This is a genomic window from Streptomyces erythrochromogenes (assembly GCF_040684695.1).
Taxonomy (GTDB): domain Bacteria; phylum Actinomycetota; class Actinomycetes; order Streptomycetales; family Streptomycetaceae; genus Streptomyces; species Streptomyces erythrochromogenes_C.
On sequence record NZ_JBFBGM010000044.1, the window covers coordinates 20,797 to 39,574 of the forward strand.

Annotated in this window: 13 protein-coding genes; 10 read left to right on the forward strand and 3 right to left on the reverse strand. The window is 72.6% G+C overall.

The features are described 5' to 3' along the window. The first annotated feature begins 52 nt into the window (after positions 1 to 52). Positions 53 to 7,177 (forward strand): hybrid non-ribosomal peptide synthetase/type I polyketide synthase, encoded by a 7,125-nt coding sequence (locus tag AB0O53_RS36885; RefSeq protein WP_365201476.1) that lies wholly within the window; start codon positions 53 to 55, stop codon positions 7,175 to 7,177. A gap of 89 nt (positions 7,178 to 7,266) precedes the next feature. Here AB0O53_RS36885 and fabD read toward each other — a convergent pair whose 3' ends face one another. After that, positions 7,267 to 8,220, reverse strand: coding sequence for an ACP S-malonyltransferase (gene fabD, locus AB0O53_RS36890; protein ID WP_365201479.1), 954 nt, complete (start codon positions 8,218 to 8,220; stop codon positions 7,267 to 7,269). A gap of 173 nt (positions 8,221 to 8,393) precedes the next feature. Here fabD and AB0O53_RS36895 point away from each other — a divergent pair, with 173 nt between their 5' ends. The 8 genes from AB0O53_RS36895 to AB0O53_RS36930 are packed head-to-tail and all read left to right on the forward strand — an operon-like array spanning position 8,394 to position 16,866. After that, positions 8,394 to 9,122 (forward strand): thioesterase II family protein, encoded by a 729-nt coding sequence (locus tag AB0O53_RS36895; RefSeq protein ID WP_365201481.1) that lies wholly within the window; start codon positions 8,394 to 8,396, stop codon positions 9,120 to 9,122. Further along, the gene (locus tag AB0O53_RS36900) at positions 9,113 to 10,483 is read left to right on the forward strand and encodes an MATE family efflux transporter (protein ID WP_365201484.1); all 1,371 of its coding nucleotides are present in this window, start codon (positions 9,113 to 9,115) and stop codon (positions 10,481 to 10,483) included. Before AB0O53_RS36895 ends, AB0O53_RS36900 begins: the two co-directional genes overlap by 10 nt. Before the next feature lie 24 nt (positions 10,484 to 10,507). Then, positions 10,508 to 10,774 (forward strand): acyl carrier protein, encoded by a 267-nt coding sequence (locus AB0O53_RS36905; protein WP_351001838.1) that lies wholly within the window; start codon positions 10,508 to 10,510, stop codon positions 10,772 to 10,774. Beyond that, positions 10,771 to 11,100: an acyl carrier protein gene (locus AB0O53_RS36910; protein ID WP_365201487.1), complete on the forward strand. Its 330-nt coding sequence runs from the start codon at positions 10,771 to 10,773 to the stop codon at positions 11,098 to 11,100. Before AB0O53_RS36905 ends, AB0O53_RS36910 begins: the two co-directional genes overlap by 4 nt. After that, positions 11,093 to 12,754, forward strand: coding sequence for an amino acid adenylation domain-containing protein (locus AB0O53_RS36915; protein ID WP_365201489.1), 1,662 nt, complete (start codon positions 11,093 to 11,095; stop codon positions 12,752 to 12,754). Before AB0O53_RS36910 ends, AB0O53_RS36915 begins: the two co-directional genes overlap by 8 nt. Continuing rightward, positions 12,751 to 15,762: a non-ribosomal peptide synthetase gene (locus AB0O53_RS36920; protein ID WP_365201492.1), complete on the forward strand. Its 3,012-nt coding sequence runs from the start codon at positions 12,751 to 12,753 to the stop codon at positions 15,760 to 15,762. The genes AB0O53_RS36915 and AB0O53_RS36920 overlap by 4 nt, the downstream gene beginning before the upstream one ends. A gap of 55 nt (positions 15,763 to 15,817) precedes the next feature. Beyond that, positions 15,818 to 16,675 (forward strand): phytanoyl-CoA dioxygenase family protein, encoded by an 858-nt coding sequence (locus AB0O53_RS36925; protein ID WP_351001846.1) that lies wholly within the window; start codon positions 15,818 to 15,820, stop codon positions 16,673 to 16,675. Beyond that, entirely contained in the window at positions 16,672 to 16,866 is a 195-nt protein-coding gene (locus AB0O53_RS36930) for a hypothetical protein (protein ID WP_351001848.1), read from the forward strand. The genes AB0O53_RS36925 and AB0O53_RS36930 overlap by 4 nt, the downstream gene beginning before the upstream one ends. 126 nt (positions 16,867 to 16,992) lie before the next feature. Here the strand turns inward: AB0O53_RS36930 and AB0O53_RS36935 are convergent, their stop codons facing one another. Together AB0O53_RS36935 and AB0O53_RS36940 are read right to left on the reverse strand one after the other, a co-directional pair. Beyond that, a complete protein-coding gene (locus AB0O53_RS36935; RefSeq protein WP_351001850.1) occupies positions 16,993 to 17,235 on the reverse strand; it encodes a hypothetical protein in 243 nt (80 codons plus the stop codon). Next, positions 17,222 to 17,551: a DUF6400 family protein gene (locus AB0O53_RS36940; RefSeq protein ID WP_365201495.1), complete on the reverse strand. Its 330-nt coding sequence runs from the start codon at positions 17,549 to 17,551 to the stop codon at positions 17,222 to 17,224. Before AB0O53_RS36940 ends, AB0O53_RS36935 begins: the two co-directional genes overlap by 14 nt. A 168-nt stretch (positions 17,552 to 17,719) precedes the next feature. Here AB0O53_RS36940 and AB0O53_RS36945 point away from each other — a divergent pair, with 168 nt between their 5' ends. Further along, on the forward strand, positions 17,720 to 17,995 hold the full coding sequence (locus tag AB0O53_RS36945) for an isoamylase early set domain-containing protein (protein WP_351001854.1): 276 nt from the start codon (positions 17,720 to 17,722) through the stop codon (positions 17,993 to 17,995). Positions 17,996 to 18,778 lie beyond the last annotated feature (783 nt).

Sequence of the window (18,778 nt, forward strand, 5' to 3'; positions counted from 1 at the left end):
GCCCGGCCGCCCCGCCCAGACCCCCACCAGCTGATCAGATGGAGACCGCGACATGACCGAAGCCGCCGAGCTGTCCGACGACGTGCCGGCCATCGCCATCACCGGCCTGGCCTGCCGCTTCCCGGGCGCCGAGTCGGCCGAGGAGTTCTGGGAACTCCTCCGTGAGGGCGTCGACCCCCGGGAGCAGGTGCCCGAGGAGGACCTGCGCAGGGCAGGCCGCGCCTGGGCGCTCTCCGACCCCTCCTACGTCGCGGTGCGCAAGACCTTCGGCGACCCGTCGATGTTCGACGCCGACTATTTCGGGATGTCCCCGGCGGAGGCCGCCGTCACCGACCCCCAGCAGCGGTTCCTGCTGGAGACGGCCGTGCACGCCCTGGAGGACGCCGGCCTCGTCCCGGAATCCTTCCCGGGCCGCATCGGCGTCTACCTCGGCGTCAACATCTCCGACTACCTCCTGCAAAACGTACTGCCGCACCCCGAGGCCATCGAACCCCTCGGCTTCCACCGGGTCCTGATGGGCAACGACCGCGGGTACACGGCCACACAGCTCTCCTACCGCCTCGGACTCACGGGCCCCAGCCTCGCTGTCGACTGCGCGTGCTCCTCCGGCCTCGCCGCGGTGCACCACGCCTGCCGGGCGCTGATGGACTACGAGGCGGACGCCGTACTCGTCGGCGGCGCCGCGATCAACCCGACCGACGTCGGCTACGCGCCCGTCGAGGGCGGCATCTCCTCGTCCGACGGCCACTGCCGCCCCTTCTCGGCCGACGCCGGCGGGACGGTGTTCTCCAGCGGCGTCGGCCTGCTGGTGCTGCGCCGGCTGGACGAGGCACTGGCGGACGGCGACCGCGTGCTCGCCGTCATCCGCGGCAGCGGACTCAACAACGACGGTGCCCGCAAGAGCGGGTACACCGCACCCAGCCTGCGCGGACAGGCCGAACTCATCGCCGAGGTGCACGAGGTCGCGGGAGTCACGGCGGACCGCATCTCCTACGTCGAGGCCCACGCCACGGGCACTCCGCTCGGCGACCCCATCGAGGTCGGCGCGCTCACCGAGGCGTTCCGGCGGACCACGTCCGCCGTGGGCCACTGCGCCATCGGCTCCGTCAAGTCCAACATCGGCCACCTCGACTCGGCGTCCGGCATCGCCGGCCTCATCAAGGTCGTGCTCTCGCTGCTCCACCGGCAGCTGCCCGCCACCCTGGGCTGCGAACGCCTCAACCCCCACATCGACTTCGACACCTCGCCGTTCCGGGTCAACACGGGGTTGCGGCCGTGGACCGGGCCACGGCCCCTGCTCGCCGGCGTCAGCTCGCTCGGCGTCGGCGGCACCAACGTCCACCTGCTGGTCGAGGAGGCACCGGAAGCAGCCGACCGGCCCACAGCCGGACACCCGGATCCCGAGCCCCGGCAACTGCTGCTCCTCACCGCCCGGTCCAGCGCCGCGCTGGACGAGCTGGAGGACGCGGTACGCACCCGGGTCGCCACGAGCACGCCGGAAGACGCCCTGGACGTGGCCTCCACCCTGATCGCCCGCCGTGGCGCGCACTCCCTCCGCCGCGGCCTCCTCTGGCGCGAGGGCGCCGATCCGGTACTGCTGGACGTCCGGCTCCCTGACCCGGCCCTGGCCGGACGGGCACCGGCGTTCACCCTGACCGACGACGTCCTGCCGAGCGAAGCCGTGGCCTCGCTGCTGGAGAGCCGGCCCGCCTTCGCCGAGCACGTGCGCCGACTGACCGCACACTGCGCACTCCCGCCGGGCACCGACCCGCTGGCCCACCTCCGGCGGACCGCTCCGGGCGCCGCGGCCACCGTGACCGCGCTCGCCGGCGCCGCGCTGTGGGCCGAGTACGGGGTACGCCCCGGCGCCGTCGTAGCCACCACCGGGAACCGGGCCGCGGCGGCCGTGATCAGCGGGGTCGTGGCCGACGCGGACGCGCCCGGCATCGTGGCGGCCCTGGCCCGGGGAGCCGACCCCGCCGAGGCCCTGACCGCCGTGGCGCCGCATCCCGCGACCATCCCCTGGTACGACGCCGACGGGGCCGAACGGTGCCCCGCGGGCCGGACACCCGACGCGGCCGCGGCGTTCGGTGACGCCCCCGCCCCTCCCGGGCGGCGCACGCTGCCTCCGCGGCTTCCGGCACTCCTGAACCCCGTACCGGTCACCGAGCCGGCGCCGCCCCTGCCCGCGGTGTTCCCCGAGGCGATCACGCTCACGGTCGCCAAGGACGTCCGGCCGGGCGCCGAAGCGCTGACGGCCGCCCTGGGCCAGGCATGGGTGGCGGGGCTGGTCGAGGACACCGAGCCGTTCGCGCCCGCCGACGCGCCCCACCGATTCACGCAGGTGCCCCACTACCCGTTCCAGCGCGGGCGGTACTGGCTGGAGGCGCGTCCCGCGGTGGTGGGCGAGGCCCCCGCCACCGAGCCTGCCGCCGACCCGGGCGGGCAGAGCGACGACGACCTCGCCGCGACGGCCCTGCGGTTCTTCGCCCAGGCGACGGGCCGCAGCGACATCGACCCGACGGACGACCTGTTCTCCCTCGGCGGAGACTCGCTCCTCGCCACCCGGATCGTGGCCCAGGCGCGGCAGCACTGGGGCAGGAGCATCCCGCTCGGTTCCTTCATGGAGGAACCGAGCCCCACGGGGCTGGCCCGGCTGGCGGCCGCGGCGCAGCCGACGGCCGCCGGTACCGGCCCTTCCCCGGCCGGGCCGGCATCAGCAGGACCGGACGAGGCCACCGGACCGGCGCCGGCGACCTCCATCCAGGAGGCGTTCCTCTTCCTCAGCGAGTTCGAAGGAGCCGCCGAGGCGTACAACGTGCCCGTACTCGCCGACCTGCGCGGCCCCGTGGACCGCGACGTGCTGCGCAACGCGCTGGCCGATCTCGTCGCCCGTCACGAGAGCCTGCGCACGGTGTTCCGCACCTCGGGCGGCCGTCCCCTCCAAGTCCTCGACGAGCAGGCGCAGGTCGACGTGCGGGAGGAGGACGTGGCGGACGACGATGCCCTGCGCGGGGCGATCGCCTCGCTGCTGGACTCCACCATCCCCACCGACCGCGCCCCGCTGTGCGCCGTCCGGCTGTTCCGCATGGGGCCCGACCGGACCGTCCTGGCCCTCGCCCTGCACCACCTCGTCGCCGACGCCACGTCCATCGGGATCCTCCTGCACGACCTGTACGCCCTCTACCGGATCCGCACGGGCGAGGGTGCGCCCGACCTGCCGCCCGTCGCGACGCTCACCGCCCGGCACGCCCGGGCCGAGGCCCACTGGCTCACCACCGCCGACGCGGACAGGCAGCGCGCCCACTGGCGCCGGGAGCTCGCCGACCTGCCGGCACCCCTGGAACTGCCGGGCGACCGGCCGCGGGGTGCCCGGCGCAGCTACCGGGGCGAGAAGCTCCCCTTCACCCTGCCCCCGCAGACCTCGCAGTCCGTGCACGCCCTCGCCTCCGAGGAGTCGACGACACCGTTCGTGGTGGTCCTCACCGCGTTCTCCGTCCTGCTCGCATCGCTCTGCGACCAGAAGGACCTCGTGATCGGCTGCCCGGTGTCCGGCCGGCACCGCCCCGAGACCCGCGACCTCATCGGCAACTTCGTCAACACGCTTCCGATCCGCAGCACCATCTCGGCCGGCCAGTCGTTCCGCTCCCTGGTACGGGAGACGGCCCGGCGCGTCACCGGCGCCATGGACCACCAGGAACTGCCGTACGAGATCATGGCGCGGGACGCGGCCCGCGGATCCGACGGACGCGGCGAGACCTCCCCGGTCTTCCAGGTGCTGTTCAACCTGCTGCACCCGGGAAGCATGACCGCGCCCGCACCGGCCGGAGTCGACGTCAGGCCCCTGCCCTTCGACCGCGCCACCAGCCCCTACGAACTGTCCCTGGACTGGTGGACCGAGGACGGCGCCATCGGCGGCCGCTTCATCTACGACAGCGACCGCTTCACCCGGGCCACGGTCGACGCGTGGCGGGAGTCGTTCGCCTTCCTCCTCGACACCCTCACCGGTACGCCCGACGCCGCCGTCGACGGCGTTCCCGCCGAGCCGCCGGCGCGGGCCGGACGGACGGCGGCGGCGCTCACCGGCCCCCGGGTGCCGGTGCCTGACCTGCCGGTGCACGCGGTCTTCCTCGACCATGCCGCACGCCACCCCGAGAGGGAAGCGGTGAGCGACGGCCGTACGACGCTCACGTACGGAGAGCTGGCACGCCTGTCCGCGGGCGTCGCCGACCTCGTGACCTCGAACGGGACAGGCATCGGAGAGCCGGTCGGCATCACCCTGCCACGCGACGCCCGGACCGTCGCGGTCCTGCTGGGCGTGCTGCGTGCCGGCGCCACCCCGGTGCCCTTCGACCAGAGCCACCCGAGGGCCCGGCTCGCCGCCATCGCCGAGCACTGCGGGACACGACTGGTGCTGTGCGACACCCCGGAGAAGGCGGACTTCGTCCCCGAGGGCGTGCGCCGGATCGTCCTGCCGGACGTCTCCGGGATGCCGGCCCGGGACGGCTCCGCCCCCGGCGACCGGGTGCCCGCGTCCGTCGGCGCCTACCTCACCTACACCAGCGGCACCACGGGGCGGCCCAAGGGCATCCACTTCCCCCACGGTGCGCTGGCCAACCTGATCCACTGGGAGACCGACGGGTACGGCAGGGCGATGCGCTGGCTCCAGTTCGCCTCCTTCGGCTTCGACGCGGCCTTCCACGAGACGTTCGCCGCCCTGTGCTCCGGCGGATCCCTCCATGTGGCCGACGAAGAGACCCGGCACGACCACGACGCGCTCGCCGAGTTCGTCCGGCTCCACCGGGTGCAGAAGGCGATCCTGCCGGTGTCGCTGGCACACGCCCTGGCCACGCGCTTCGAACACGACCCCAGTCCCTTCGCCTCACTGAGGGAGATCGCCACCACCGGTGAGCAACTCCGGCTCAGCGCGCCGCTCCTGGCGTTCTTCGAGAAGCTGGACGGCTGCCGACTGATCAACAACTACGGTCCCGCGGAGACCCACGTCGTCACCTCGTACGGCTTCACGGGCCGCCCGGCCGACTGGCCGCGCTACGCGCCGATCGGCCGTCCGATCCAGAACGTCACGCTGGCCCTGGAGAGCTCCGACGGACGGCGGCCCGTGCCGTGGGGGTCCGTCGGGGAACTGGTCATCGGCGGACCATGTGTGGCCACCGGCTACCTGGACGAACCCAGGCTCACGGAAGCGAGGTTCACCACGTCCGCCGACGGGCGGCGGCAGTACGGCAGCGGGGACCGGGCCCGTCTGCTGCCGACGGGCGACGTGGAGTTCCTGGGCCGCCGCGACCAGCAGGTGAAGATCCGCGGATACCGGGTGGAACCCGGCGAGATCGAAGTGGTGATCCGCGAGGACGCCGACATCGCGGACGTGGCGCTGGTCGTGCGCGGCCCCGAGGGCGACCGGCGCATCGACGCCTACCTGGTCCCGGCCCTGCCCGGGGCCGAGGAGATCGGACCGCGAACCCGCGGGCGCCTGGCCGGCGTACTGCCTCCCGCTCTGGTGCCCTCCACCTTCACCCTCCTGGACCGACTGCCCGTCAACGCCAACGGCAAGGTCGACCACGCCCTGCTCCCGCCCCCCGGTACGGCCGGTCCGCGGGTCCTGGGGCCGGCGCAGGCACCTCCGCACGGACCCACGGCCGAAGACGATCCGCTGGATCGGGTCCTGGAGGCGTTCCGGGCCGTGCTCGACCGGCCCGGCCTGGGACCCGACGACGACTTCTTCCACGCCGGAGGGCATTCCCTGCTGGCCACGCGGCTGGTGCACCGGGTACGCGAAGAGCTCGACGTGCGGCTGTCCATCTCCGACTTCTACGAGTGCGGCACCGCCCGTGACGTCGCCGGCCTGGTGGCGGGGCGCCGAAGGCTGGGCGCCGCCCACCCCGACGAGGAACTGCCGCCGGCCGTCACGCCGGTCGTCCTGCCGCCCGGCCTGGCCGCCCTGGCCGACCTCCCGGGTCCGGACCGGCAGAAGACCACCGTGTACGACACCGGTCGGCAGCTGGATCCCGAGCGGTTGCGGTACGCCGTCACCGTGCTGCTGGAGCAGCAGCCGGCCCTGCGCCTGCGCGTGGCGCAAGGACAGCACGCCGAGCCGGCACCCACGGCCGAAGTCGTCGCCGACGCCGTGGTGCGGCGCCGGCGCCCGGACGGCGTCCCCGCCGAGCGGCTCGCGGACTGGCTGTACGAGCGCGGCCAGGCCGAGCCGATCGACCCCCGCACCGGTCCACTCGTCCGCCTGTCCACCGTCGACGGGCCCGAAGGTGCGGGCCTGCTCGCCGTCACCGTCCACCTGCTGGCCCTCGACGGCCGGGGCCTCGACACCCTGTGCCGCGTGCTGGACGAGGCCTACCACCGGACGCCCGCACCGCGCGGACCGGACGACGGGTTCCTGCGCCATCTGGCATGGCGCAACGCCCTGCCGGGCAGCCCCCGGCGAACCGAGGCCGTCGACCTGTGGCGGCGTCTGCTCGCGCCGGCGTCCGCCGTTCCACGCCCGGCCCCCCAGCCCGCCCGCGAGCCCGGCCGTGCCACCTGGGCACCCGACGCGATCCTGCAGACGGCACTGCGGGCACGCTGTGCGCAGCAGCGGACCACCCCGTTCGTCCTGCACCTGACCGCCGTGGCGGTGGCGCTGGGCCGGATGGGCACGACCGACGTGGTCTGCCCGGCGCTCCCGCTCGACGGCCGCTTTCAGCGGCGCTTCGACGGATCGGTCGGTGCGTTCGCCAACATCGTGCCGATGCCCTTGGCAGTGCCGGGCGACCGGCCGCTCGGCCGGATCCTGGAGGACGCGCGGGCGACCGTCGACCAGGTGCTGTCGGTGAGCGCGGTCCCGTACGCGGACCTCGCGGCCGAGCACCCCGACCTCGCGGCCTTCGCCGACCCGGACGTGGTGTTCAACTACGCCAGGGACGACGAGCCGCTGCGCTTCGGGACCGGGACCCTGCGCGACGTCGGGCCCGATCTGCTGGCCCCCGGGCGGCGCCTGCACCTGACGGTCGTCGACACCCAGGACTCCTTCCGGACCCTGCTGCGCCACGACGCGTCGACCGGCGACGACCGGCTGCTCGCCCTGTACCGCCAGGCCCTGTACGGCCTCGTCCTCGAACCTGCGGCGACCGCCGACTCGATCGACCCGACGGGAGCGGGCTCATGACCGCCGGCACGCACCGCGCCGCAACCGCCCACCGGACCATGCCCCGCCCGAGGTGGGCGCCCCGCACCGGGGCGCCCACCGGGCGCCCGCTAGACCAGGACGCCGCTCAGCTTCTCCACCGCACGGTCGATCTGGCCGCCGGTTCCCGCGGGCATCGCGGGGACGGCCGGGTGCACGGAGCGGCTCAGGTTGCTCAGCACGCGCCCCGGCCCGGCCTCGACGAACGCGGACACCTCCTCACGGCCGAGCATGCCGAGCGTCTCGTGCCAGCGCACCGGTGCGGCGAGCTGCTGCGCGAGCAGGGTGCGGGCCTCCTGCCCCGAATGCACGTAGGAGGCCGTCACGTTGGCCACCACGGGCAGGTTCGGGGTGGCGAACGGGGTCGCCGCGAGGTGCTCGCCGAACTCGGCGGCGACATCCGCCATCAAGGAGCAGTGGAAGGGGGCTCCGACGCGGAGCTCCTTCGCGTGGCCGGCGCCCTCCTGAAGCGCCCGCCGGCCGACCTCGGCCACCGCGTCGGCGTCGCCGGAGACGACCGTCTGCAGGGCGGAGTTGTAGTTGGCCACTTCGACGACCCGCTGCCGGGCGGCGGCAACCTCCTCGCACAGCCCCCGTACCCGCGTCGCGGGCAGTCCGATGACGGCCGCCATGGATCCAGGCGTGCGCCGGTTCACCTCTGCCATGAGCAGGCCGCGCCGGCGGACCAGTACGAGGCCGTCCACCCAGTCGAGGACCCCGGCGCTCACCAGCGCCGTGTACTCGCCGAGGCTGTGCCCCGCCACCACCGACGGGGTGACTCCCCGGTCACGCAGGACGGCGGCCGCCACCAGGCTGACGACATAGACGGCCGGCTGGGTCACGGACGTGTCCCGCAGCTCCTCGGCGTCGCCTTCGAAGCACAGGCGGCTCAGCGGTATGTCCAGTACCTCGTCGGCGGTCTCGAAGTAGGGGCGCGCCAGTTCGGGATACCGCTCCAGAAGTTCGGATCCCATTCCGGGAACCTGCGAACCCTGGCCCGGAAATAAAAATGCAAGTCGACTCACGGCAGTCTCCTGTTCAAGGGAAAATGATGCAAGAATCGCGCTTTGACGGAAGGGTACGTTACCGGCCCTCCGGCGCCGATGCAAAGCCCCCCACGGTTCTCCTGAGGGACCTGAGAAAAGGTCGGAGCGCCGACAAAGGTGCGACCGGTGAAGAGGAATTCACGCTCCTCCTCGTGCATCACGCCGGCGGTTCCGCCCTGAGCTTCCTTCCGCTGCGCTCGTTCTTCCCGGACCACTGGCGGCTCCTCGCGCTCGAACTCCCGGGGCGCGGTCCGGCGGCCGCGATCCCCGCCCCCACGGGCCTCGCGGAGGCGGTCTCGCTCCTGACGCCGGTCCTGACGGAGCAACTGACGGGACCTTATGCCCTGTTCGGACACAGCATGGGCGCTCTCATCGCCTACGAACTCGCGCGGCAACTGGAGAGGCTCGGCCTGCCGCCCGTCCTGCTGGGCGTCTCGGCGAGCCCGGCTCCGCACGTGCGGGAGCCGCGGGACGGATTCCGCGACCTGCACACGCAGGAAGACCTCGCCGGCTTCCTGCGCGACCTCGGGGGAACACCTCCCCAGGCTTTCGAAGAACCCGAACTCATGGCCTACCTGACCCACGCCCTGCGTCTGGACCTGAATCTCATGCAGAATTACACGGCAGACCCCACGGGAGTCCTCGGCATTCCGCTCTCCGTCTATTACGGTGACCGCGACCCGCTGGTGGGTCGGGAGATGGTGTCGCCATGGTCCGGCTATTCCTCGGAGCCCACCGAAATACGGCCGTGGCCGGGTGGGCACTTCTATCTCTTCGACCGGCCCCAGGAATTCGCCGCTCAGTGGACGCAGGACGTGCACGCGGCGATGCGGCGGGCGCAGGGGCACGGGCGAACGCGGCAGGGAGCGTCATGGGCCTGAGTCCGCAGACCGCTCCGCCCTCCGGCGCCGCCGACCGCGGCCTGGTCCGGCGCACCATCGCGGCAGCCCTGCCGCTCTACCTGACCATGATCGCCTCGTCCGTCGCCGGACTGGTGGACACCGCTGTCCTCGGCCGGCACGCCACCGCCTCGCTCGCCGCGTTCGCCCTCACGATGGCCGTCTACACCCCCGCCACCGCCACCGTCGCCGGTGCCATGCGCGGGGTGATGCCCTTCGTCGCCGCCCACGACGACGACCCCGACGCCCTCGTGCCGGTGGTGCGCAACGGCACCTGGCTCGGCATCCTCACGGGAACGCTGGGTGCGGTGGCCGTCTGCGCCGTGCCGCTCATCGGCCTGGCCTCCGGCGTCCCACAGGAGACCCTGTCGGCACTCGGCCCGCTTCCCGCCCTGCTGGCGGCCAGTGTCCTGGTGGCCGCCGTCGGCAACTCGGCGACGTCCACCCTGGTGGGCCTCGGCCGCTCCAGGCTCGTGATGCGGGCGGGGACGGCCGGCACCGCCGCAGCCGTGGTCCTCTCCCTGGTGCTGGTGAACGGCGTGGGCCCGATCGACGGGCTGGGGCTGCCCGGCGCGGGAGTCGCCATGCTGGTGTCCAGCCTGATCAGCGCGGTGGTCGCACACTGGGGGCTCCGCCGGTCCACCCTGCTGGCCGGCCGCCCCCTCGGCCTCGGCCGCCCGCACCCCCGCGCCGTACTCGAACTGGCCGGCGTGGGCCTCCCGCTCGCCGCCACCGTACTCATCAAGTTCGCCGTCCTCGGTGTGCTGGCCGTCGCCGCCGCCCGGGTGGGCACCGTCGCCGCGGCCGCACACAGCATCGCCGTGTCCCTGGTCGCCCTCATGTTCACGGCCGCCGTCGCCATCGGCCAGGCCACCATTCCGCTGATGGCACCCCACCTGAAGACCGGGAACGTCCAAGGGCTGCGCGCCGGCGTTCGCGCCGGAGCCAAGACCGCCCTCGGCGCGGTGGCCCTCCTGGGGTGTGTCCTGGCGGTGCTGAGGGAACCGGTGCTCTCCCTCTTCACCCACGATCCCGCTGCCCGCGACCAGGTCCTGGCCCTGATACCCCTGCTGCTCCTGGTGGTGGTCACGGACGCACTGCAGGCGGTGTTCGGCTTCGGGCTCATCGCGATCAGGAACACGGTGCCCAGCCTGGTCGCCTTCGCCGCCTGCTACGGCCTGCTCGCCCTGGCCGCCGTACCCCTCTCGGCCCTCGGCGGCCTGAACGCCCTGTGGCTCGCCCTGCTCGTGGCCAACGCCCTGCTGGTCGTCGGGCAGGTCGGCTTCTTCCACCAGCGCAGCGGCAGGCTCGCCGCTTCCGTAACCCCGGCCGCCCGGACCTGAACCGCACAAGGAGAACACACACCCATGACACATCCGCAGAACACCCTGCCCACGACGCAGGCCGAATTCGAAACCGCGGTCCGGGAGACCTGGGAGGAGGTACTCGGCCACGCGGACTTCGCCGACGACGAGGCCTTCCTGTCCCTCGACGGAGCCAACTCCCTGACCGCGGTACGCGTGATGGTCGGGCTCAGCGGCCGTCTCGGCACCCGCCTGCAGATCCGTCTCATCATGCGGCACCGGACCGTCCAGGACCTGGCCGCCGCGATCCGTGAGCAGGTGGGCCGGTGAGCGCCCCGGTCCGCCCCGGCACCTCTGCGAACACCCCGCCGCCGCGGCGCAGGGAGGAGACGTGCGAGCTCGAATACAGAGCGCCGGAGGGCGAGTTCGCGACCACCGTGGCCTGCGTCGTCGCCGGGGTGCTCGGCGTGGACCGCGTTGGAATGGACGACAGCTTCTACGACTTCGGTGGAACCTCCCTGCAGGCCATCAGCCTCTGCGTCCGCCTGGAGAAGGCCACCGGCCGCGCGATCGAGCCGGTCGACGTCCTGGAGCACGACGTCCTGTGCGACCTGGTCCTGCTGCTCTCCCGGGCATCGGAGGACGACCGTGGCTGATCCCTCCCTCGACCCGTCCCTGGTCCACCACGCGGTGGCCCGGCACGCGCGGACCACCCCGGACGCCGTCGCCCTCGTCCACCGGGACACGTGCGTCGACTACGCGACCCTGGACGCGGCGGCCGGCCGGTACGCGGCCGAGCTCGCCGGGCACGGCGTGGGCCCGGGCAGCGTCGTGCCGCTGCTGCTCCCGCGCTCACCGCGACTGGTCGCCGTGCAGCTGGCCGTCCTGCGGCTCGGCGCTGCCTACACCAGCCTGGACGGCCGCTGGCCGGCCACCCGGCTGCGCCAGGTGTTCGCCACACTGGGCGACCCGGCCACCGTGGTGGCCGAGGGGCCGGTACCCCTGAACCACCCCCACACGGTCTGGACGCCGCAGGAAGACCTGCACCGGGCTGCCCGGGAAGGCACCGAGGCGCCCATGGCACGGCCCTCATCGGCCGATCCGGCTGCTTCAGCTGATCCTGCTGATCCGGCCGATCCGGCTGATCCTGCTGATCCGGCCGCGGTGATCTTCACGTCCGGCACGACGGGCAGGCCCAAGGGCGTCGTTCTGCCGCACCGGGCGATCACCCGCATCTTCCGCGACGGCGGGCCGCCCGGTTTCGGCCGGGGCAACGTCATGCCCCAGGCGGCGCCGCCCTGGTGGGACATGTACGCCTACGAACTCTTCGGGCAGCTCATGACCGGAGGCACCTCGGTGCTGACGGACGGCGACCACCTGCTGCCCCAGACACTGCGGCGGATGATCGCCGAGCGGGGTGCCACCACGCTCCGGCTGACCACGACCCTGTTCCACCTGTTCGTGGACGAGGACCCCGATTGCTTCACCGGGCTGCGCCACGTCTACGCGGGCGGCGAACGCATGTCACCCGTTCACGCGGCGGCCTTCCTGGCCCGGCACCCCGGTACCACCCTGACCAACGGCTACGGACCGGCCGAGAGCTGTATGCACGCCACGTCCCGCGTGGTGCGGCCCGAGGACTGCGAGCGAGCGGACGGGATTCCCCTCGGAACCCCGGTTCCGCACACGCAGGTGATCGTCCTCGACCCCCACGGCCGTCCCTGCCCGCCCGGCCGGACGGGCGAGATCCACGTGGCGGGGGAAGGGCTGGCCCTCGGCTACCTCGACGAGCCCGGGGCGACGGCACGGGCCTTCGTCCCCGTCGAGCTGCCGGGAGCAACCGTGCGCGCCTACCGCACGGGCGACTTCGGCCACCTCGACGAGGAGGGCGTACTGCACTTCCGGGGGCGCACGGACCGGCAGCTGAAGATCCGCGGCCACCGCGTCGAGGCCGCGGAGATCGAAGCCGCCGCCGCGTCCGCGCCCGGAGTCCTTTCCGCGGTGGCGGTCCCGCTGCGCGCGGCGGACGGCACCGCCACGGGGATCGCCCTGTTCTACACATGCGCAGACGGCGCGTACCGGCCCGGCGCAGAACCCGGCGACGACGACCCGGTGCACCTGCACGAGCACCTGGCGACCGTTCTCCCGGACCACCTGGTCCCCGCGGTCACCGCCGCCCTGCAGGCCCTTCCCCTCACACCCAACGGAAAGCTGGACCGCGCCGCGCTGGAGAACACGGCCTCACGCCGACGACGCCGACGGCCCGCGCGCCGAACAGCGGTCCCTCCCATCGAACGGAGCACGACATGACCACCCCGGCCGACAGGGGAACCACCGGCAACCGTGCCGGAGCCGCAGCCGCCCACCGGCTGACCCGGGAGCAGGAGGCGATATGGATCAACGACGCGCTCTCCGAGGACCGATCCTGCTACACCGTGCTGTGGGCGCACCGCCTGCGCGGTGACGTCGACCCCGATGCGGCCGAAGGAGCGCTCGACGACGTCATCCACCGGCACCAGTCGCTGCGCAGCCGCGTCCTCATCGAGGACGGGAACCCGCTCCAGTACGTCGAGGGGCGGCCCTGCCACCCCCTGGTCCGGGCGGAATGCCCCGAGGCCGAACTCGGCGAACGGCTCGCCGCCCTGGCGGCGGAGCCGCTCGATCCGGCCGACGGCACCGTGCGGCCCGTGCTGTTACGGCTCGCGGACGACGACTGGGTACTGACCGCCCTCATTCACCACCTGGTCATCGACGACTGGTCACTGTCCCTCCTGGACCGCGAGTTCAGCCGGTTCTACCGGGCCCGGACCCGACCGGACACCACGCCGGCGCCTCCCGTCGAGACCCCGCCGCCCCCACAGCTCGGCACGTACGCGGACGCCCAGCGCGCGACCCCCCTCGACGAGGACGCCCTGCGTCACTGGTGCACACGCCTCGAGAACGCGCCGGAGATCTGCACGATCCCCCCGGACCGGCCCCGCCCCGCGGAGCTGGGCACCGGCGGGGCGCGCATTGCCTTCCGCCTCGACGAAGACCTCACCGACGCCGTGCGCCGGCTCGCCCGTGCCACCCGTACCACCCCGTTCACGGTCTTCACGGCCGCCGTCACCGCGCTGCTGCACCGCCACGGCGCGGGCGACGACATCGTCGTCGGAACGCCGGTCTCCCGCCGCGGGAACGCCGACCTCGACTCCGTCATGGGCTGCCTGAGCGACCTCATGCCACTGCGGACCGATGTGAACGGCGACGCGTCCTTCCGCGACCTGGTCCGGTCGGTCCGGTCCGAGGCACTCGGCATGCTCCGGCACCGCGACGTCCCCTTCGGTGAACTGGTCAGGCGGACCGTCACCGCCGAACAGCTGGGCAGGTTCCCCCTGTTCCAGACCGTCGTCCAGGTCAACGACGCACCGGCACCGGCGCTGGAGCTCCCGGGGATCATGGCCGAACGGCTGCACGTGCACCCGGGGACGGCCAAATTCGACCTGTGCTTCGACCTCGCGGCCGAGGGCGGCTCCTTCCGAGGCTTCCTCGACTATGCGACGGACCTCTACGACCCGGGCACCGCCCGCCGGATCGCCGACCGGTTCCGCACGCTGCTGGCCGCCGTCGTCGCCGACCCCGATCTGCGTGTGGCCGAGGCGCCCCTGCTCACAGCGGAGGACACCGCACTGGTGACCCGGATCTGGGCCCGGGCCGCGGACCCCACCGAACCCCCGCCGCCGGTGCACGTGGCGTTCGAGGCCCAGCGCCGACGCACCCCCGACGCACCCGCGGCCGTCTGGCACAGCCGAGAGCTGACGTACGAGGAACTGGGCGCCGCCGCCGATCGGCTCGCCCACCGCCTGATCCGCGATGGCTCGAGCGGCAGGCCCGTCGGCATCCTCATGGAGCGCAGCCTGGACATGGCCGTCGCGGTCCTCGCCGTACTGAAGTCGGGCTCCCCGTACGTGCCGTTGGACCCGTCCTACCCGGCTGAACGGCTCGCGTACATGATCGAGGACAGCGGGCTGCACACCCTGCTCACCCAGCCGTCCCTGCGTGAGCGGTGCGTCCTCCCTCCGTCCGTGCACGTCCTCCAGCCGGGCGAGTGGGCCGAGGAAGGGACGACCGGCGCGGCGGGGACCGGGACTGCATGTGCCGGTGCCGCGGCGACCGATGCGGTGGCAACCGGTGCCGCGGCGACCGGTACCGCCGCGACCGGTGCGGCAGCGGCGGGTCTGCCGGAGACGGGGCCGGACGACCTGGCCTACCTCATGTACACCTCCGGCTCCACGGGACAGCCCAAGGGCGTGGCCATGCCCCACGGCCCCGTCGCCGGCCTCGTTCAGTGGCAGTGCCAGGATTCGGCGGCCGGCCCCGGTGACCGCACCCTGCAGTTCTCGGCGCTCAGCTTCGACGCCTCGTTCCTGGAGTTCTTCAGCACGTGGTCCACGGGCGGAACCCTGGTCCTGATCGACGCCGAGCAACGCACGGACTACGACGCGCTGCTGGAGGTCATCGACCAGCAGCGCGTGATGCGCATCTTCCTGCCCTTCGTGGCGCTGCAGAGCATCGCCTTCTACGCCACCGCGATGGACCTGCCCGCCCCTGCCCTGCGCGAGTGCGTGACCGCCGGCGAGCAACTGCACGTGACCCCGGCCATCCGGGAGTTCTTCGGCCGGCTCGACGGCGCCGTGCTCTTCAACCAGTACGGTCCCACGGAGACGCACAGCGTCAGTTCGCTGCGCCTGGACGGCGACCCGTCCGCCTGGCCCCTCATGCCCACCATCGGACATCCGATCAACGCCGCCGAGGTGTACGTCCTGGACGCACGCCTGCGTCCGCAGCCGCCGGGAGTGGTCGGCGAACTGTGTGTCGCGGGAACGCCGGTCTCCCAGGGGTACTGGGGCCGCGCGGACCTGACGGCGCAGAAGTTCGTCCCGCATCCCCTGGGCGGCCCGGGCGCGCTGTACCGCACCGGCGACATGGCGCGATTCCTGCCGAACGGCGAGATCGAGTTCCTGGGCCGACGCGACGGCATGGTCAAGATCCGCGGATACCGCGTCGAACTCGGCGAGGTCGAAGCCACGATCCGCTCGCTGGAGGGCATTGCCGACGCCGTCGTGACCGCCCGGTCGTCGGAAGTCGGCGACACCCGGCTCGTCGTCCACTACCGGCCCAGCAGGGACCCGGCCCCGTCCGCGGCGGCCCTGCGCACGGCGCTGGCCGACCTCCTGCCCGAGTACATGCTCCCGTCGGCGTACATCCCGACGGCCGAAGAGTTTCCGCGCACACCGAGCGGAAAGGTCGACCGGCTCGCCCTGGCGGCACTGCCATAGCCGGTCGGATCCCATCCCCGCACCAGTTGGAACCTTTATCCGAAAGAGGCGACATATGTCCATCACTACCGAACTCGAGGTCGAGGACCTGAAGGGCGCCTATGACACCGCAGGCTGGTGTGAGTTGCCCTACCGCTTCACCGACGAAGCGGTGAAGCTCATGAAGGAAGCCGTGGCCGCGATCAGTCGTGAGCGCAGGCCCGAGGTGGTCTACGAGAAGGACTCGGAGACCGTCCGCGCCATCCACGGATGCCACGACTTCGACGACCTGTGCGCCGCGCTGGTCCGTCACCCGCGACTGGTCGCCCTGGCCGAGGAACTGACGGGCAAGCCGGTCTACGTGTACCAGTTCAAGGTCAACCTCAAACAGGCCCATGAGGGGGCCGCCTGGCCGTGGCACCAGGACTACGCGTTCTGGAGTGAGGAGGACGGCATGCCGCGGCCCGACGCCGTCAACATAGCCGTCCCCCTCGACGACATCCACGAGGACAACGGGCCTCTCGTGGTGGTCCCGGGCTCGCACCGCCTGGGCCTCCTCGACCTCCCCGAGAAGAGCGCCGGCGAGGGCTCCACCTGGCAGCAGCACGTCTCCGCGGACCTCGCCTACACGGTCGGCGAGGAGCGGGCCGAGGGCTTGGGCCGAGAGCTCGGGCGCGTGCGGATCATGGGCCCGGCCGGTACGGTCCACGCCTTCCACCCGAGCATCGTGCACTCCTCGTCGAACAACCTGTCGCCCGATCGCCGTGCGCTGCTGCTGATCACGTACAACGCCGTCGACAACGCGCCCCCGAACCCGACGCGGCCGGAGTTCCTCGTGGCGCGGGACTCCACGCCCGTCACCCCGATCACCGACGACCGGCTCACTCTCGAGCAGCGGTCCCTGGTTCGGGGCCGGCCGGGCGACGTGAGGTGACCGGTCGGGGCACCTGGCGGAAGACGAAGACGGCCCGGAACATGGTGGCGCTCGTCGGGTTGACCCGACGGCTGTCCCGCGCCGTGTCCGAGGACGTCTGCTGCCCGTCCTGCATCGCCCTGCTGGCACGGGGCATCGCCGGCCACGGGCATACCGCCACCGCCGCCGGGCGGCCTCCCGACGTCGCCTGACCGTCCCCTGCGGGGGTGCCCGGCCCCTCCGGCCCGGGCACCCCCGCGAGGCTTTGACCGGTCGGCGCAGATCCAGCCGCTCTTGCGCACCCGCCGACCGCCGTACGCGTGCTGCTCAGCCGAAGACTAGGAGTGGTGAGTGGTGCGCCGGCGGGTGCGGGTGTGGAAGTGGGTGTTGTGGGTGAAGACGTGGGTGCAGGTGGGGCATTGGAGGTGGAGGAGGGGCCCGGTGTTGCTGAGGAGGTAGCGCCAGTGGGTGGGGCAGGTTTGCTGCTGTCGGCAGGGTTGGCAGGCGTGGTGGTCGTTGCAGCGGGGGCAGGGTATCCAGGCGCGGCGGCCGGGGTCTGCTTGTGGGTCAAGGGGCAGCATGGCCGTCCTTCCGGGCGGGCAGGACACCGGCGGTCACGAGGGTGTTGTAGAGGTGTTGTTGGTGGGGGTCGAGCCCGGTGTAGAGGAGGTTGTGGGCGGCTTCCTCGGCGAGGAGGGTGTCGAGGGGGTCCCAGTGGGGGCCGAGGGCCTGGATCACATGGGCGCGGCGGAGGGTCTCCTGGGCGGTGAGGTCGATGGTGAAGTCGACGAGGCCCGCGGACGCACCGGTACCGGTACAGGCACCGGCCACGTCACTGGGACTGGCAACGTCGCTGGTGGGGGTGGGGTCGTCGGGGGCGGGGGTGTGGGGGGTCATGCCTCCGAAGTTAGGTAACCCTTCCTTTCCGGGTCAAGGGAGGGTGGGGGGAGTCACAGACCGCCGCCGCTCCGCCGCCTGGGGGTGGGTTTCGGGGTGCGGTGTGGGGTGTCGGGGTTGAGGATGGGTCGGTACGTCTGCCTCGTTCTGCCTGTCAGGAGCGGTGTCATGTTGGAGCGCACGTTGCGTAAGGGCTGTACTGAGGTGACTTTTGTCCTGTCTGGGGATGTTCCGCCGGGGCCGGTGAGTGTGGTGGGGGATTTCAACGGTTGGGAGCCTGGTGTTCATACGCTTGAACCGCGTAGGGACGGCAAGCGGGCTGTGACGTTGACGCTGCCGAGCGAGGGCACGCATTCGTTCCGCTATTTGGCGGCGGGTGATTACTGGTTCAACGATGAGAGTGCGGGTGACCGGGAGGGCCCGAACAGTCGCCTGCACACCTGACCCGCCGCCCGCCCGTCCCTGGGGCGGGCCTGTCGTGTCCGAGGCGGCCCGGGTCTGAGCCCCTGGTACGGCCTCCCACCGCGGGTGCGGCCCCTCACTCCGGGTGTGGCCCCCCGTGGGTGCGGTCCCTCGGCCCGGCTTCGGTGTGCGCCCCGCCGCTGGGTACAGCCTGGTCTGGGTGCGGTCTCGTTCGGGTGTGAGGCCCGTCCTGGTGTGGTCTCGTCTTGGCGTGTGACCTGCCGAGGTGTGCCCGCCTCTGGGTGCGTTCCCCTTCCGGTGTGAGCGCTGCCCCCCCGGGTGGGGTCCTGGGCCTGGGTGCGGTGTGCGCCTCACCGCCTGCGGGTGCGGGTCTCGGCCCGGTGCGTCCCTGCTCGGGGTGCGCCCCGCCTCTGGGTGTGTCCCCATGTTCCGGGGCGGCCTGGTTCCGGTGTGAGCCCCGGTGCGCCCCCGCTCCCGTCCCGCCCGGCCCCATCCCGCTCCGGGTGTGGCCCTCGGCCCCGTTCTGGTGTGAGCCCCGCGCCCGGTGCGGTCCCGCCTCTGGGTGTGGTCCTGGGTCCGGTTTGGGTGTGAGCCCTGCCTCTGGGTGTGTCGTGCCTGGTTCTGGTGTGGGTGCTGCTTGTGAGTTGTGGGGTGTTGCGGTGTGGCCGGCCGCGTGTGTGGGGGCGTGCTGCTTGTGGTGTGTCCGGTTGGTGTGGTTAGAGGCCGAGGGTGATGGCGATGCGGGTCATTTCGGCGGTGTTGTTGACGTTCAGTTTGGCTCGGATGCGGCGGAGGTAGGCGTCG

What these genes read in the sequence shown, in the direction of transcription:
- AB0O53_RS36885 (WP_365201476.1), top strand. Translation starts at nt 53, where the DNA reads ATGACCGAAGCCGCCGAGCTGTCCGACGACGTGCCGGCCATCGCCATC.
- AB0O53_RS36900 (WP_365201484.1), top strand. Translation starts at nt 9,113, where the DNA reads ATGGGCCTGAGTCCGCAGACCGCTCCGCCCTCCGGCGCCGCCGACCGC.
- AB0O53_RS36905 (WP_351001838.1), top strand. Translation starts at nt 10,508, where the DNA reads ATGACACATCCGCAGAACACCCTGCCCACGACGCAGGCCGAATTCGAA.
- AB0O53_RS36920 (WP_365201492.1), top strand. Translation starts at nt 12,751, where the DNA reads ATGACCACCCCGGCCGACAGGGGAACCACCGGCAACCGTGCCGGAGCC.
- AB0O53_RS36925 (WP_351001846.1), top strand. Translation starts at nt 15,818, where the DNA reads ATGTCCATCACTACCGAACTCGAGGTCGAGGACCTGAAGGGCGCCTAT.
- AB0O53_RS36935 (WP_351001850.1), bottom strand. Translation starts at nt 17,235, where the DNA reads ATGCTGCCCCTTGACCCACAAGCAGACCCCGGCCGCCGCGCCTGGATA.
- AB0O53_RS36940 (WP_365201495.1), bottom strand. Translation starts at nt 17,551, where the DNA reads ATGACCCCCCACACCCCCGCCCCCGACGACCCCACCCCCACCAGCGAC.
- AB0O53_RS36945 (WP_351001854.1), top strand. Translation starts at nt 17,720, where the DNA reads ATGTTGGAGCGCACGTTGCGTAAGGGCTGTACTGAGGTGACTTTTGTC.